Below are 16043 nucleotides of genomic sequence, written 5' to 3' on the forward strand. Positions count from 1 at the left end.
ATTGGTAAAAAGTAAAATCGTGAAAGATAAGAATCATGAAGATTCAAGTCACACGGCAAGGCATTTGGCAGTAACCACAGCAGTGGGTGATTAGCTCAGTTGGTAGAGCATCTCCTTTACACGGAGGGGGTCGGCGGTTCGAGCCCGTCATCACCCACCACTTCTGCGGGTCGTTAGCTCAGTCGGTAGAGCAGTTGACTTTTAATCAATTGGTCGCAGGTTCGAATCCTGCACGACCCACCAATTCTTAATGAATTGGTAAAAAGTAGAATCGTAAAGGATGAGAACCGTAAAGGTTCGTGTCGAGCATCGCGAGGCAACATCGCGCAAGCGATGGCCCGAAGGACGAGGCGAAGCCGAGTCATCCTGCACGCCCCACCAAATTCAGAAAAAAGCGCCTTTTGGCGCTTTTTTCGCATATCCACCACGCTCACTATGTTTAGTTCCCTAATCCGCTTGCAGACTCACTATGCGAGTGAGAGCCCGTGCTTCATTGACTTTAGTTTCTCGCATTACTCTCGATTTTTTAATTCATTAAACAAATGCCACCACTAATCGAAAAATATCAGCGACTTTTCACTAAAAATTAGGTATTTTGTTTAGTATATAAAACGAGGCGTTTGCGAAAGGCAAAGTACTGCCGGATAAGCGGACGAACAGCCTAGCACAGAGACAACTGCGATGAGTGAAATGTTTGATGTCAACGCGGCGGTGTATCCCTTCCCGCCAAAACCGGTGCCGTTGGACGTAGCCGAGAAGGCTTTCTATCGGCAAAAGATCAAGACCTTGCTCAAACAGCGTGATGCGGTCATGGTCGCCCACTACTATACCGATCCAGAGATCCAGGCATTGGCAGAAGAGACCGGTGGTTGCGTGGCTGATTCACTGGAGATGGCGCGTTTTGGCAGCAACCATCCGGCTTCAACCCTGCTGGTTGCCGGGGTGCGTTTTATGGGGGAAACAGCCAAGATCCTCAGCCCGGAAAAACAGGTATTGATGCCGACGCTGCATGCTGAATGTTCGCTCGATCTCGGTTGTCCAGAAGCGGAGTTCAAGGCATTTTGTGATAGCCACCCTGATCGTACCGTGGTGGTTTACGCCAATACCTCTGCGGCGGTTAAAGCGCGTGCTGACTGGGTGGTAACTTCCAGTATTGCGGTTGAGCTGATAGAGCATCTCGATAGCCTGGGTGAGAAAATCATCTGGGCGCCCGATCGTCATCTTGGTCACTATGTGCAGAAACAGACCGGCGCCGATGTGCTGTGCTGGCAAGGGGCCTGTATCGTTCATGACGAGTTTAAAACCCAGGCGCTGATGCGGATGAAGGCGCTATACCCGGATGCCGCGATCTTGGTGCACCCTGAGTCGCCTCAGGCGATTGTCGATCTGGCCGATGCCGTGGGATCTACCAGCCAACTGATCCAGGCGGCGATCGCTTTGCCAAATCAGCAGCTGATTGTCGCCACCGATCGCGGTATTTTCTATAAAATGCAGCAGGCCTGCCCGGGTAAAGAGCTGCTTGAGGCGCCAACCGCCGGTGAGGGAGCCACCTGCCGCAGTTGTGCTCATTGCCCATGGATGGCGATGAATGGCCTGAAAGCGATTGCTGAAGGGTTGGAACAGGGTGGTGCCCAGCATGAAATTTTTGTCGATGGCGCAATACGTGAAAAGGCGCTGATTCCGCTCAATCGCATGCTGGCGTTTGCCGCACAGTTGAAAATGCCGGTGAAAGGGAACGCCTGACTACCGGTTAACTATTTGATAAGGATGGCAAGATGAGTTTTTTCAGTACCAGCAATATCCTGGTGCATATTCCGCTTGGCGCTGGGGGATACGATCTGTCGTGGATTGAGGCCATAGGTACGCTGTTTGGTTTGTTGTGCATCTGGTATGCCAGCAAAGAGAAAATCATCAACTACCTGTTTGGCCTGATTAACGTGACGCTATTTGCCGTCATCTTTTTCCAGATCCAGCTTTATGCCAGCCTGTTGCTACAGCTGTTTTTCTTCGTGGCCAATATTTACGGCTGGTACGCCTGGAGCCGTCAGACGCAGGATCATCAGGCGGAGCTGAAGATCCGCTGGCTGTCGCTGCCTAAAGCGCTGATGTGGGGCGCGGTATGCATCATCGGTATTGCTCTGATGACCTTTAATATCGATCGCGTATTCGCCTCTCTGACACAGATTGCGGTAACGGTGATGCAGGCACTTGGTCTGAGCGTGCAAATGCCAGAATTGCAGCCGGATGCTTTCCCGTTCTGGGATTCAACGATGATGGTGCTGTCGATTGCCGCGATGATCCTGATGACGCGTAAATACGTTGAGAACTGGCTGCTGTGGGTGGTTATTGACGTGATCAGCGTGGCGATCTTTGCCTATCAGGGCGTTTACGCCATGGCGCTGGAATACGTTATTCTGACGCTGATCGCGCTTAACGGTTCCTGGTTGTGGATCCGCAGTGCTGCCCGGAATCATTCACGCCCGCTGTCTTGCGCAGTATAATGCCGCAATGAGAACTCAGGAGTGATGCTCCTGAGTTCAACCCCTCAGCAACCCGCAGCTAAAAGGCAAGCCGCTGTCCAGTCAGCCTGCTACGGCGATAAACGGCAGCAGGCACCCACGACTGACTGTATTTACAAGAAATGTCATGTTGCCCCGTACAGGAAGAATACGGCGATCGTCCGTGTTTACCTTGCTCACTGGCCTAAAGGTGATTTACAGCGCTAGTTTCACAGGCTAGATTGTTGGGATCTCATGCTGAATGCTGTGAAATACACCTCCCGATACCGAATGGAAAAGTTATGAATTACCAAAACGACGATTTACGCATTAAAGAAATTAAGGAACTTCTGCCCCCAGTGGCTCTGCTGGAGAAGTTCCCAGCCAGCGAACAGGCAGCGGAGACGGTGTCACAGGCACGCAATGCGATTCACAAAATCCTCCGTGGCAATGACGATCGTCTGTTGGTGGTGATTGGCCCTTGCTCGATTCACGATACCAAAGCGGCAAAAGAGTATGCGGCACGCCTGCTGAAACTGCGGCAGGAACTGAGCGGCGAGTTGGAAGTGGTGATGCGTGTTTACTTTGAAAAGCCACGTACCACCATTGGTTGGAAAGGGTTGATCAACGATCCGCAGATGGACAACAGCTTCCAGATTAACGATGGCCTGCGTTTGGCACGTAAACTGCTGCTGGATATCAATGATAGCGGCCTGCCGGCAGCGGGTGAGTTCCTCGATATGATCACCCCGCAATATCTGGCGGATCTGATGAGCTGGGGCGCTATCGGTGCACGTACCACAGAATCTCAGGTGCATCGCGAACTGGCTTCTGGCCTGTCTTGCCCGGTAGGGTTCAAAAACGGTACCGATGGCACCATCAAAGTGGCGATTGATGCCATCAACGCTGCCAGCGCGCCGCACTGCTTCCTGTCTGTGACCAAATGGGGTCATTCGGCAATCGTTAACACCGGCGGTAACGGTGATTGCCACATTATCTTGCGTGGTGGTAAAGAGCCGAACTACAGCGCTGCGCATGTCAAAGAAGTGAAAGAAGGATTGACGAAAGCGGGCCTGCCAGCGCAGGTGATGATCGACTTCAGCCATGCCAACAGCAGCAAGCAGTTTAAGAAGCAGATCGATGTCAGTGCCGATGTCTGCAAGCAACTCCGTGGTGGTGAAAAAGCCATTATCGGGGTGATGATCGAAAGCCACTTGGTGGAAGGGAACCAGAGCCTGGAAAGCGGTGAACCGCTGGTTTACGGCAAAAGCGTGACCGATGCGTGTATCGGTTGGCAAGATACCGAAACCGTATTGCGTGAACTGGCCGCAGCGGTGAAGGCGCGCCGCGGCTGATTCTCGGCATCAGCTAAAAAAGAAGCCCCTGGCTCTTATCACCGGGGGCTTCTCGCATTCAGCAGCGAAAATTACTTCGCTTTGCCCTGGTTGGCTACCGCAGCCGCTTTGGCCGCGATCTCATCGGCATTGCCCAGATAATAACGCTTGATTGGTTTGAAGTTTTCGTCGAACTCATACACCAACGGCACGCCGGTTGGGATGTTCAACTCAAGAATCTCATCTTCGCTCAGGTTATCCAGGTATTTCACCAGAGCACGCAACGAGTTACCGTGTGCGGCAACGATCACGCGCTCACCGCTTTTGATGCGCGGCAGGATTTCGGCGTCCCAGTAAGGGATCACGCGATCGATCGTCAGCGCCAGGCTCTCGGTGGTAGGCAGTTCTTTATCACTGAGTTTTGCATAGCGCGGATCGTGGCCAGGATAGCGCTCATCTTCTTTGCTCAGCTCCGGTGGCGTCACGGCAAAACCACGGCGCCACTGTTTCACCTGCTCATCACCGTATTTTTCAGCGGTTTCAGACTTGTTCAGGCCTTGCAGCGCACCGTAATGGCGTTCATTCAGTTTCCAGGATTTTTCAGTCGGTAACCACGCCTGATCCAATTCATCCAGAATATTCCACAGGGTATGGATGGCGCGCTTCAGCACCGAGGTGTAAGCAAAATCGAAAAAGAAACCTTCATCTTTCAGAAGCTTACCCGCAGCTTTTGCCTCTGTTCGGCCTTTGTCAGATAAATCAACATCATACCAACCGGTAAAGCGGTTTTCCTTGTTCCACTGGCTTTCGCCGTGACGTACCAGAACCAGTTTAGTTACAACCATAGCTTAACTCCTCAATAATCTGACAATTGAATGATAACGAGAATCATTATATTACTGCAGCCAGTGGCTCGGCAATCGATATACCCGTCATACCTCAGGCCGCTCTGCTATTGGGTATCTGGTTTAACCATAGTCAATTTTTTACCGCTTAGGTATATGAGGAAAGCACGCCATTGTGCCGTTTGGCCCGCGAGGAAAAACAACGGCGCGCATGAGATGAACCCAAACGCGCCGAAGAACTAATACGATCAGGCAGATTTTTTCAGGCAGTTGCTCATAAAGGCTTTACGTTCATCACCTTTCAGGCTTTTTTGAGCGGCATCAGCGTTGCAGCTTTTCATTTTCTGCTGCTGTGGAGTGAGGGCCTTTTCTGTTTTATGCCCTTCGGACTTTAGGCAGGTGCTCATGAAGGTGGTACGGTCAGCACCTTTCAGCGATTGGCTGGAAGCCTGTTGATTACAATCGGTCATGCGTTTCTGCTGGGCGGCCTGTGCCGGAGAGGGCGTTTTTGCTGCGGTATCGGCAGCCATCAGATTGGTGCTCAACATTAAACCAGCCAGTAATGGAAGTGCAGTAATCAGACGCATAGGTGTTCCTTCAGCGATTAAGCGGCCTTGCGGGCCGAAGTTGTGACTGAGCACAGGAGCAGTGCTTATCACCGTCGTCTGATTTTAGTTCTGGGTTTTGAATAAGGAAAGGTCATGGCGAGTGAGGTGGCAGAGTAAAAGGGTAAGTATTTATAACGATATCGCCCCTTGCCGCGTGGCAAGGGGCATGGCGAGTTAAATAGGATTAAACTGATAATGCGTGGCACTCTGATAACGTTGGCCGGGCTGGAGCCAACAATCCGGCTGTGGCCACTCCGGGTGGTTCGGGCTATCCGGTAAAAATTCGCTCTCCAGCGCTATACCGGCATAGCTGGCGTAAGTACCGCCTTCACGTGCCGGTGTGCCAGCCAGATAATTACCGCTGTACAGTTGCAGCGCTGGGGCCGTGGTGAACACCGTCAATTCAACGTTGCCGTCGGCCGACCACAGGTGCGCCGCCGGGCTTTCCAGCCGGTTGCAGGTGCGGTGCAACAGATAGGCATGGTCATAACCCTTGACGCGTTGCTGATCGCGATCGCGCAGAAAATCCTGCAGCAGCGTTTTTGGCTGGCGAAAATCCATCCCGGTACCGGCAACTTCGGTTAAGTCGCCACAGGGAATGCCTTCGCTATCAACCGGCAGATAGCGGTCAGCAAACAGCTGCAGGCGTTGTTGGCGCGCGTCGTGGCCCGCGCCGTCCAGGTTGAAATAGGCATGGTTAGTCAAGTTGACCGGGCATGCGCGATCAACCTGGGCCTGATAGCCGATCTCTAGCCGGTTATCGGCGGTCAGCCGGTATGTCAGCGTTACGTCCAGATTGCCGGGAAAGCCCTGCTCGCCATCTACTGAATGCAACTGATACACCACCTGTTGTTCATTCTGAGCCACGATCTGCCAGCGGCGAGCATGGAAGCCTTCCGGCCCACCGTGTAGCTGGTGTTCTCCCTGATTTGCCACCAGCGGATGCGGTTTGCCGTCGATCAGCAGCCTGGCGTAAGCGATGCGGTTGGCATAGCGCCCAACGGTCGCCCCCAGATAGGCATGCTGCCGTACATAATCCGCCGCTGTTTGGCAGCCCAGCAGCAGCTCGCGTTTTTCACCCGACTTGAGCGGCAGCACGGCGGAAAGCCAGGTCGCGCCCCAATCCATCAGCGTGACCGTCATGCCTGCACTATTACGCAGTGTGGTGAGAATAAACGGCTGGCCGTCGGGCGCATTTGAGGATGAATCTGTCAACATCTGCTGGCTCCTTGCGAGGCGTAGCATACATAGAACGTTTCCTGCAGGCCGTTGGTGCGCAGCGGATATTCCCGTGCCACTGCGCTGCGTACCGCTTCAACCAGCTCTGACGGCATCAGCGCCACGATGCAGCCGCCAAAACCGCCGCCGGTCATGCGCACGCCACCGCGATCGCCAATAGTATGTTTAACAATCTCAACCAAGGTATCGATCGGCGGAACGGTGATTTCGAAGTCATCACGCATTGAGGCGTGTGATTCAGCCATCAGTTTCCCCATCAGTTTGAGATCGCCTGCGGCCAGCGCGTCGGCAGCGGCGAGAGTCCGCTCATTCTCGCTGATCACATGGCGCGCCCGTTTGGCGACGATCGGGTCTAATTCGTGCTGGATCGGAAAGAACAGGTCTGGGCTGACGTCGCGCAGCGCCTTAACGCCAAAGAAGCGCGCCGCTTCTTCACACTGCTGGCGGCGGATATTGTATTCGCTGTCGACCAATCCTCGTTTGACGTTAGAGTTGATGATCACTACCGCCACGTTCTTTGGCATTGGCACCGCGCGCGTTGCCAGTGAGCGGCAGTCGATCAGCAGCGCATGATCCTGCTTGCCCAGTGCCGATATCAGTTGATCCATAATGCCGCAGTTACAGCCGACAAACTGGTTTTCCGCTTCCTGGCCGTTCAACGCCAAGGCTACGCCGTCGAGCGGCAATTGGTACAGCGCCTGCATGGCCTGGCCGACGGCGACTTCCAACGAGGCCGATGAGCTGAGCCCGGCCCCCTGCGGCACATTGCCAGCGATCACCAGATCGGCACCGCCAAAATGGGCATCGCGCAGTTGCAGGTGTTTTATCACTCCGCGCACATAGTCAGCCCAGCGCAGGTTAGCGTGGCTGACGATGGGGGCATCCAGTGAAAACAGATCCTGCTGATTATCGTAGTCGGCGGCCAGAACGCGGATCTGGCGATCGTCACGCCGGGCGCAGCTGATCACCGTCTGGTAATTGATGGCGCAGGGCAAAACAAAGCCGTCGTTGTAATCGGTGTGCTCACCAATCAGGTTTACCCGCCCCGGAGCCTGAACGGTGAGGGCGGGGGCATAGCCAAAGTGTTGGGTAAAGAGGGCTTGAGTATGGTCTTTGAGGCTCATTATTTCACTCCGGCTTCACGATAATGAATATCACTGACGGCACGCAGGCGTTCTGCGGCCTGTTCAGCGGTCAGATCGCGCTGGGTTTCTGCCAGCATTTCGTAGCCCACCATAAATTTGCGCACCGTGGCGGAGCGCAGCAGCGGCGGGTAGAAATGGGCGTGCAACTGCCAATGGCGGTTATCGGCGGCGTTGAATGGCGCGCCGTGCCAGCCCATCGAATAGGGGAAAGAGCACTGGAACAGATTGTCGTAACGGCTGGTGAGTTTCTTCAGGGCGACCGCCAGATCGCTGCTCTGCACTGGCGTGAGATCGGTGAGGCGTTGCACCGCCGCCTTTGGCAACAGCAGGGTCTCGAACGGCCACGCCGCCCAGTAAGGTACCACCGCCAACCAGTGCTCAGTTTCCACCACCGTGCGGCTGCCGTCGGCCAGCTCACGCTGCACATAATCCACCAGCAGTGGGGAATGGTGTTGGCGGAAATAGTCCTGCTGCAGGCGATCTTCTCGTTCGACCTCGTTAGGCAGGAAGCTGTTAGCCCATATCTGACCATGCGGATGAGGGTTCGAGCAGCCCATCGCGGCACCTTTGTTTTCAAACACCTGCACCCAGGGGTAGCTGCGGCCAAGATCGGCGGCCTGTTCCTGCCAGGTGGCAATCACCTGCTCCAACGCCGCTAATGAAAGCTGTGGCAGGGTTTTACTGTGATCGGGGGAGAAGCAGATCACCCGGCTGACGCCACGTGCGCTTTGGCAGCGCATCAGCGGATCGCGGCTTTCTGGTGCCAGCGGTGTATCGGGCATCAACGCCGCGAAATCATTGGTGAAAATGTAGGTGCCAGGATAGTCGGGATTTTTATCACCGGTGACGCGTTGATTGCCAGGGCACAGAAAACAGTCGGGAGCGTGCTCTGGCAGTATTTCCTGCGTGGGGGATTCTTGCTGGCCTTGCCATGGGCGTTTGGCCCGGTGTGGAGACACCAGCACCCACTGGTCTGTGAGCGGGTTGAAACGGCGGTGTGGGTGATCGATAGGATTAAAATCGGGCATAACGCTTCCTTCATCTATCAGTGCGGTGTTATGTAATCGCTTTCACTTTCTGCGTGGCCGATGATGAACGGGCACCTGGCGGAAAATAATGCGAAGAAACATAGCATGCCTGGGGAAAGAAAAAGGTGATCTATCGCCAATAATGGAATCGTTTACATTAGATGGTTATCTCAATAAAAGCAGCATAGTTGGTCGAAGGATCCTGAAGCAGAGAAAATAAGTGGTAACGCTTTCACTGCGTTAGCCGGCAGGGGAAATCCTGCCAGCCAGAAGGGTTACGGATGCTGGTAGAGCGGATAAGTAAAGAACAACAGATGCGTCAGATTAAGGCCAAAGTGGAAAAGAACCGGCACCCACAGGCGGCCGCTCCACATCCAGGCCAAGCCGTAAATCACCCCGGCCAGTGTGGCAAAAGCCACCATCAGCATGCCACCGGCAAAATGCGCAGCACCAAATAGCAGGGCGGTGATGATTAACGCCGGGTAAGCGCCCAGCCACTGGCGGATGCGCTGCTGCAAATAGCCACGGAACAGGGCTTCTTCGGCCAGTGAGACGAAGAACAGATTGGCCATCATAAACGCCAGGATCCAAGGCGGCATATGCAGTTCAATCTTCAGGCCACCGAGGGCGACGGCCAACAACAGCAAAGCCGGAACGCACAGCACCAGGATCACCCAAGCGCGGGTAGCCACTGGCTTATCGGCCTTGCCTGCATTGAACAGCGTTGGCAGGCAGGCAAACAGCAGGAAAGGCACCAAGGCCTTGTCGAAGTTGTAATACAGGGAATAGGGGGCGCTCAATGGGCCAATTTTTTCCTGTTCTACCATCAACGGATTATTGAAGCCCGGTATCAGGTGAGAAAACAACGCCAGAGAGCAGGCCACCAGCAAGATTTCCAGAATCAGTGCAACAGCGCGCTGCTTACGACATTGGTGGTGTAACCAGACGGCAACGGCGATCGGCACCAGACAAGCGAGGCTGAGTGGCGTGAGAATGTGATGGTAGAGCCCCATTCCCGTCGCGGCGGCCAACAGGATCCAGGCAATAAATCGGTTAAATGGTAAAAAAAACAAGGAAGCCGAGAGGACGCCCCACATAGTTGTTATCCCTCTAAAATAGACCACGGCGCTCAATGCCGAAGGTTCGGCGTGTTGGTGATCTAAAATGAGCGCTAAGTGGGATGGTAACACAACGAAATCAATGCAAAGGTCGGGAGAAGAATGAAAAGTGCGGTTAAATCCAGGCTGTAAACCCGCTTAAGGCCAGCAGTGCTGAGGGAGACAGTCTGGCACTCACCCCTTCATCCAGGCAGGTGAACGTATGACTCTGCCAAGGTTTAGCAACGTTTCCAGGCTCTGTTGGTGAATATCTTCCGTCTGCGCTGCGCAGAGATCTTGCAATATCGTCACCTGGAAACCGGCATCGTGCGCCTGCCGAGCGGTGCTTTCGATCGCCAATGTGGTACTGATGCCGCCCAGTAACAAATGGTGGCAGCGGTGTTGCTGTAACCACGCTAACAAATTGTTACCGGCGAAGGCGGAGGTTGCTTTTTTTTCGAACTGCAAATCCTCCGGTTTTACCTCTAATCCGCTTAGCCAGTGGCAACCGCCGTTGCTCAAACGCAGTGCGCCAATCTGTTTGAGATGGTTAAACAACGGTGAGTGGGGCGGAATATCGTGGTAGTCATCGGCAAAACCGACGCGCACCCAGATGACCGGGATTTTACGTATCCGCGCGTAAGCGGCTGCCGCATTGGTGTGGGCGATGACGTTCTGCGCCAGCAGTTGTTCACGGCAGTGATTGGCCCGCCCTTTCGGGCCAGCCAGATCTTCGATCAGGTCAATAATAATCAGTGCGGCGGACATATCCTCTCCAGACAATCACTCGACATACCTTTATGATAAAAGGCTAAGTGTGATGTGTTGCGGGGAAGTGTTGCCGGATATGTCATCGAATGAGTGGGATCGCCACTCATTCCTGTGTTTTATGCCAGCTTATCGTACTGATAGCGGTAACTATCACCTTCAGGGACAAACGTCAGGCGATGGGTGATGCACTGCGGCGCATCTTCGGCATGGTGCGAGACAAACAGCAGTTGGGTAGCGCCTTGCTGGATCAGAACGTCGATAAAACGCCGCACCAGTTGGCGGTTCAGCGGATCCAGCCCCTGCAAAGGTTCATCGAGGATCAGCAGTGCCGGGTGTTTGACCAGCGCGCGGGCGATCAGCGCCAGCCGCTGCTGGCCCCAGGAAAGGCTGTGGAACGGGGCGTCAGCCTGAGATCCCCCCAGCCCGAGCAGCGCCAGCCACTGCGTAGTCAGCTTCTGCTGGCGATCGGAAACCGCCTGATAGATACCGATCGAATCGAAAAAGCCAGACAGGATCACGTTACGCACGCTGGAACTGATGCGGTAATCCAGGTGCAGGCTGCTGCTGACGTAACCGATATGGCGCTTGATGTCCCAGATGGTTTCACCGCTGCCGCGTCGGCGGCCGAACAGCGTCAGATCGTTGCTGTAGCCCTGCGGATGATCGCCGGTAATCAGGCTGAGCAGCGTAGACTTACCGGCCCCGTTCGGGCCGACAATCTGCCAGTGCTCGCCGGGATTCACCTGCCAACTGAGCTGGTTGAGGATCGGGCGATCGTTGTAACTCACCACGCCATCGCGCAGCACAATCAACGGCCGATCGGCGGGAAGTGGGTTTTTCTGCGTCGGATCCTCGGTTTCCGGCAGCGTCAGGCCGCTGAGATTTTCGCTGTGCGCCAATTGGGCCACCAGCGCGTCTGCCATCACCTGCTCACGGCGTCCTTGGCTGGTCAGGGTGCAATCCGCCAGAACTCCCACCTGTTGAATAAAATCCGGGATCTCATCAAAACGGTTGAGCACCAGCACCAGCGTATAACCCTGCTGTGACAGTTCGGCTAACAAGGTGGCGAACTGAGCCCGTGAGCCAACGTCCAGACCATCAAACGGTTCATCCAGGATCAGCAAATCTGGCTGCGACATCAGGGCCTGGCACAGCAGCGTTTTGCGGGTTTCGCCAGTGGAGAGATACTTGAAGCGGCGCGTAAGCAGGGGGGTAATACCGAATTGAGCGGCCAACTGCTGGCAACGTGCGGGATCTTGCACCTCTTCCTGAATGATCTCTGCCGTGGTGCGGCCGGTGTCGTCCTCATCGGGGCTGAGCAGGTCGGTATTATTGCGTTGCCATTCGTCGCTGACCAGTTTCTGCAATTGCTCAAACGAAATGCGCACAACGTCGTGAAAATCGCTCTGACGCTTGCCCTGTAAGAGCGTCAAGTCACCCGCCAGCGCACGGGCCAGGGCCGATTTACCGCTGCCATTGGCACCGACAAACGCCCAACTGTCGCCGGATTGAATCTCCAGTTGCTCCAGCCACAGCGTGCGGGTGTCGCTTAAACGGAACGAACCTTGCGAAATGTGCAACAACGACATCATTTATTCCCTGTTCTGCAATTATTTATTTTAGAAATAGGCGCATGGGGAAAAGATGTCAATCGACAATACTGCAACATCACGTTGCGTTTAACACAACGTGGCAACAATCACCCGATCGGCATTGAACAGCGCATGGACCGCCGTGCCGGGGCTGAGCTTCAACTGTGCCAGTTCCTGATTGGCCAGCGTGGCACACAGGATTTCGCCTCCTTTCAGCGTCACCAGCACTTCGCTGTGTTCGCTGCCGGGCTGAATGCTGGCGACCCTGCCTTCCAGCACATTATCTGCCAGCCCGTTGAGGGCTGGATCGGTGCTGAGTTTAACCCACGGGGCTTTAATCAGCGCCAGCACCTCTTTCCCCGGAACCAGGTGCAGCCGATCGGCACTTTGCTGGGTAACGGCCGCCGCCAGGCGCGTGTGGCCGTCGGCCAGCAGCAGGCTGATATGCTGTTGTACCTGCTGGTGATCGCGTTCAATCACGGTGCCGAAGAACTGATTACGGGCGCTGGTTTGCAGCGAGAAACGGGCGATCGCCGCCAGCAGGCTGTCGAGCGGCAGGTTGTCCTGTTGCAGCACATCGAAGGCTTTTTGCTGGATCTGGCCGAGCAGATCGTAAAGCTGGATCAGCCGCTGGCCGTAGTGGGTCACCTGCGCACCGCCACCGCCTTTGCCGCCGGTTGCGCGCTCTACCACCGTCTGTTCCGCCAACTGATTCATTTCGTTGATGGCGTCCCAGGCGCTTTTATAGCTGATCCCCGCCAGCTTGGCTCCTTGGCTGATCGAGCCGGTATGCTCAACCTGCTTTAGCAGCGCAATGCGGCGCGGATCGGCGAACAGTTTCTGCTGAAGTTTTAAGGTGAGGAGGATCTCGGCCTGCATGATAGGTTCCATCAACGGCGAAAAGGCTATTGTCGCCGATTTGCGCGCCAGCACCAAGTGAGCACGTTTCGCAGGTGCTAAATTTCCCCCAGCCTTTAAAATAACGGGGTTTTCGCACGCTTTTTGGTTTACAGTAAAGCATACGCAGCCGTTTAAATGAGCAGTGAAGTGAGACTACTATGTTGGAATTATTGAAAAGTCTGTTGTTTGCCGTGGTCATGGTACCGGTCGTGATGGCCGTGATCCTGGGCCTGATCTATGCTCTGGCAGAAGTGTTTAACGTCTTCTCCAAAGTGGGCCATTCAAAAGAAAAACGCAGCTAATCCCCATCTCCAATGCCCGCTGATGTATTTCAGCGGGCGTTTCTCAAGCTACCTCTCGCTTTGCCGATAAACCGCATGACAATGTTCCGCTCAACGTTATATTATTTTTTATATAACGATAGGCGTCGGTGGTTAACTTGCGGAGAAAACAATGCAACAACAAGGGATCAAGTGGCTTGGCGGCATGATATTGGCTTTGGGGTTGACGGCACAGGCTTCGGCGGCGGAGAAATTCACCGTGTTTGCCGCCGCTTCGCTGACTAACGCGCTGCAGGAGATCGCCAGCCAATACCAGCAAGGCAAAGAGGTGCAGGTGGTGTCCTCTTTTGCTTCTTCGTCAACGCTGGCACGTCAGATCGAGCAGGGAGCACCGGCCGATCTGTTTATCTCTGCCGATCAGCAGTGGATGGATTACGTTATCGATAAACAGCAAATGGTCAACGATAGCCGCTATACCCTGCTGGGTAACGAGTTGGTGCTGATCGCCGCTAAATCGGCTAAACAGGATAAAATCGACATTAATAAAACCACCGATTGGGCCCAATTACTGAACGGTGGCCGCTTGGCGGTGGGCGATCCGGATCACGTCCCGGCAGGGCTTTACGCTAAAGAAGCGTTACAGAATCTGGGCGCCTGGGCGATGCTGGAGCCGAAACTGGCGCGAGCCAACAACGTGCGCAGCGCGATGGCGTTGGTGGAGCGTGAAGAAGCACCGCTTGGGATTGTGTATGGTTCTGATGCGGTTGCCAGTGATAAAGTGAACGTGGTCGGCATCTTTCCGGCCAGCAGCCATATGCCGGTTGAATACCCCATGGCGATAGTCAAAGATCGTCAAAACCCCAGCGTCAGCGCTTTTTACAGCTATCTAAAAGGCCCGGAAGCGGCGGCTGTTTTCCAACGTTATGGATTTACCCCGCGTAAATGATATTGAGCGAATATGAATGGCAGGCGGTTGCGCTGAGCCTGAAAGTCTCCAGCCTGGCCGTGATTTGCAGTTTACCGCTGGGCATTCTGATGGCCTGGATCCTGGTGCGCTGTCATTTCCCTGGCAAATCCTTGCTGGACAGCATCATTCATCTGCCGCTGGTGTTGCCGCCGGTCGTGGTGGGTTACTTATTGCTGATCGCTATGGGCCGCCGTGGCTTTATCGGTGAACGGCTGTACGATTGGTTTGGTTTCAGCTTCAGTTTCAGCTGGCGTGGTGCGGCGCTGGCTTCGGCCGTGGTGGCTTTTCCGCTGATGGTGCGCGCGATTCGGCTAGCGCTGGAGGCGGTGGATACCCGTTTGGAACAGGCGGCCCGCACGCTGGGGGCTCATCCGTGGCGGGTGTTTTTCACCATCACGCTGCCGCTTTCGCTGCCCGGGATTATCGTCGGCGTGGTATTAGCCTTCGCCCGTTCTTTGGGCGAATTTGGCGCAACCATCACCTTCGTTTCCAATATTCCCGGTGAAACCCGCACCATCCCGCTGGCGATGTATACCCTGATAGAAACGCCGGGTGCAGAAGCGGCGGCGGCACGCCTGTGCGTGATTGCCATTGTGCTGGCGCTGGCGGCGCTGCTGGTTTCCGAATGGTTGGCCCGCTGGGGCCGCAAGCGTATGGGGTTATAGATGTTAGAACTGGATTTCTCCCAGCGGCTTGGCGATCTCAACCTCAATGTGCAGGCGCATCTGCCCGCGCAGGGTATTACTGCGATCTTCGGGCTTTCCGGTGCGGGTAAAACCTCTTTGATCAACGCCATCGGCGGCCTGACGCGCCTGCAGCAGGGGCGCATTGTGCTCAATGGCCGCACGCTGGTGGATACCGCCAGCGGCGTTTGTCTGCCACCTGAAAAACGCCGCATCGGCTACGTTTTTCAGGATGCGCGCCTGTTCCCGCATTATCGCGTGCGTGGCAATCTGCAATATGGCATGGCGGCCAGCATGCGCAGCCAATTCGACAGCATTGTTCAATTGCTGGGGATTGCGCCACTGCTTAACCGCTTGCCGCTCACGCTTTCCGGTGGTGAAAAACAGCGTGTGGCGATCGGCCGGGCGCTGCTGACCGCGCCGGAACTGCTGTTGATGGATGAACCCCTGGCCTCACTCGATCTGCCGCGCAAACGTGAACTGTTGCCTTATCTGGAGCGCTTGGCGCAGGACGTTAATATCCCGATCCTCTACGTCAGCCACAGCATGGACGAGATCCTGCGCCTGGCGGAACAGGTGATGGTGCTGGATAACGGCCAGGTGCGCGCATTTGGCGGGCTGGAAGAGGTGTGGGCCAGCAGCGCACTGCGCCCTTGGTTACAGCGCGAAGATCAGAGCAGCGTGCTGCGCGTCAGCGTGATTGAACATCACCAGCATTACGCCATGACCGCGCTGGCGCTGGGCGATCGGCGCCTGTGGGTGAGCGCTATTGATGCGCCTGTGGGCACGCAGTTACGTATTCGCATCAACGCCGCCGATGTTTCGCTGGTGCTGCAACCGCCGCTTAATAGCAGTATCCGTAATATTCTGCCCGCCAAGGTGGTGGAGTGTTTAGAGGTTGATGGGCAGGTGGAAGTGAAGCTTGCGGTAGGGGAAAACGTGCTGTGGGCACGCATCACGCCCTGGGCGCGTGACGAACTGCTGATCAGGCCAGGGCTGTGGCTATATGCGCAGATCAAGAGCGTGTCGATCAGCCGCGAAGGGCGTTAAAGCCG

Annotated in this window: 16 protein-coding genes, 2 tRNA genes and 1 other RNA gene; 10 read left to right on the plus strand and 9 right to left on the minus strand. The window is 55.2% G+C overall.

The window, feature by feature from the left end; all coding sequences use genetic code 11:
- Positions 1-84 precede the first annotated feature (84 nt).
- From BMI79_RS04805 to aroG, 6 genes are all read left to right on the plus strand, one after another.
- Positions 85-160 (plus strand) — tRNA-Val (locus tag BMI79_RS04805).
- A 7-nt stretch (positions 161-167) separates the two neighbouring features.
- Positions 168-243: transfer RNA gene (locus BMI79_RS04810), tRNA-Lys, on the plus strand.
- A gap of 16 nt (positions 244-259) precedes the next feature.
- A non-coding RNA gene (locus BMI79_RS04815) (RtT sRNA) lies at positions 260-381 on the plus strand.
- Positions 382-681: 300 nt separating this feature from the next.
- On the plus strand, positions 682-1743 hold the full coding sequence (nadA, locus tag BMI79_RS04820; RefSeq protein ID WP_076940908.1) for a quinolinate synthase NadA: 1062 nt from the start codon (positions 682-684) through the stop codon (positions 1741-1743).
- Positions 1744-1775: 32 nt separating this feature from the next.
- Complete coding sequence (gene pnuC, locus BMI79_RS04825; RefSeq protein WP_076940910.1) at positions 1776-2501, plus strand: nicotinamide riboside transporter PnuC; 726 nt, start codon at positions 1776-1778, stop codon at positions 2499-2501.
- Positions 2502-2800: 299 nt separating this feature from the next.
- Entirely contained in the window at positions 2801-3853 is a 1053-nt protein-coding gene (gene aroG, locus BMI79_RS04830; RefSeq protein WP_076940912.1) for a 3-deoxy-7-phosphoheptulonate synthase AroG, read from the plus strand.
- Between the two features lie 71 nt (positions 3854-3924).
- Here the strand turns inward: aroG and gpmA are convergent, their stop codons facing one another.
- The 9 genes from gpmA to modE form a co-directional block, all read right to left on the minus strand.
- On the minus strand, positions 3925-4677 hold the full coding sequence (gene gpmA / locus BMI79_RS04835) for a 2,3-diphosphoglycerate-dependent phosphoglycerate mutase (RefSeq protein ID WP_076940914.1): 753 nt from the start codon (positions 4675-4677) through the stop codon (positions 3925-3927).
- 248 nt (positions 4678-4925) lie between these two features.
- Positions 4926-5264, minus strand: a complete 339-nt coding sequence (locus BMI79_RS04840; RefSeq protein WP_076940915.1) for a PsiF family protein — start codon at positions 5262-5264, stop codon at positions 4926-4928.
- Positions 5265-5459: 195 nt separating this feature from the next.
- Complete coding sequence (gene galM, locus BMI79_RS04845) at positions 5460-6503, minus strand: galactose-1-epimerase (RefSeq protein ID WP_076940917.1); 1044 nt, start codon at positions 6501-6503, stop codon at positions 5460-5462.
- Positions 6497-7648, minus strand: coding sequence for a galactokinase (gene galK / locus BMI79_RS04850; RefSeq protein WP_076940919.1), 1152 nt, complete (start codon positions 7646-7648; stop codon positions 6497-6499). Before galK ends, galM begins: the two co-directional genes overlap by 7 nt.
- Complete coding sequence (galT, locus tag BMI79_RS04855; RefSeq protein WP_076940920.1) at positions 7648-8697, minus strand: galactose-1-phosphate uridylyltransferase; 1050 nt, start codon at positions 8695-8697, stop codon at positions 7648-7650. Before galT ends, galK begins: the two co-directional genes overlap by 1 nt.
- A 275-nt stretch (positions 8698-8972) precedes the next feature.
- Positions 8973-9794: a CPBP family intramembrane glutamic endopeptidase gene (locus tag BMI79_RS04860; protein ID WP_076940922.1), complete on the minus strand. Its 822-nt coding sequence runs from the start codon at positions 9792-9794 to the stop codon at positions 8973-8975.
- 195 nt (positions 9795-9989) lie between these two features.
- On the minus strand, positions 9990-10562 hold the full coding sequence (locus BMI79_RS04865) for a cysteine hydrolase family protein (protein ID WP_076940923.1): 573 nt from the start codon (positions 10560-10562) through the stop codon (positions 9990-9992).
- A 119-nt stretch (positions 10563-10681) separates the two neighbouring features.
- Complete coding sequence (modF, locus tag BMI79_RS04870; protein WP_076940925.1) at positions 10682-12154, minus strand: molybdate ABC transporter ATP-binding protein ModF; 1473 nt, start codon at positions 12152-12154, stop codon at positions 10682-10684.
- Between the two features lie 90 nt (positions 12155-12244).
- Entirely contained in the window at positions 12245-13036 is a 792-nt protein-coding gene (gene modE, locus BMI79_RS04875) for a molybdenum-dependent transcriptional regulator (RefSeq protein WP_076940927.1), read from the minus strand.
- A 179-nt stretch (positions 13037-13215) separates the two neighbouring features.
- On the opposite strand from modE, the gene BMI79_RS04880 reads away from it, so the two are divergent.
- From BMI79_RS04880 to modC, 4 genes are all read left to right on the plus strand, one after another.
- Entirely contained in the window at positions 13216-13359 is a 144-nt protein-coding gene (locus tag BMI79_RS04880; protein ID WP_076940928.1) for an AcrZ family multidrug efflux pump-associated protein, read from the plus strand.
- A gap of 151 nt (positions 13360-13510) precedes the next feature.
- Positions 13511-14284, plus strand: a complete 774-nt coding sequence (gene modA / locus BMI79_RS04885; protein ID WP_076940931.1) for a molybdate ABC transporter substrate-binding protein — start codon at positions 13511-13513, stop codon at positions 14282-14284.
- Complete coding sequence (gene modB, locus BMI79_RS04890) at positions 14281-14970, plus strand: molybdate ABC transporter permease subunit (RefSeq protein WP_076940933.1); 690 nt, start codon at positions 14281-14283, stop codon at positions 14968-14970. The genes modA and modB overlap by 4 nt, the downstream gene beginning before the upstream one ends.
- Entirely contained in the window at positions 14971-16038 is a 1068-nt protein-coding gene (gene modC / locus BMI79_RS04895; RefSeq protein WP_076940936.1) for a molybdenum ABC transporter ATP-binding protein ModC, read from the plus strand.
- The last annotated feature ends 5 nt before the right edge of the window (positions 16039-16043 follow it).

This window comes from Serratia oryzae (genome assembly GCF_001976145.1).
GTDB lineage: Bacteria > Pseudomonadota > Gammaproteobacteria > Enterobacterales > Enterobacteriaceae > Chania > Chania oryzae.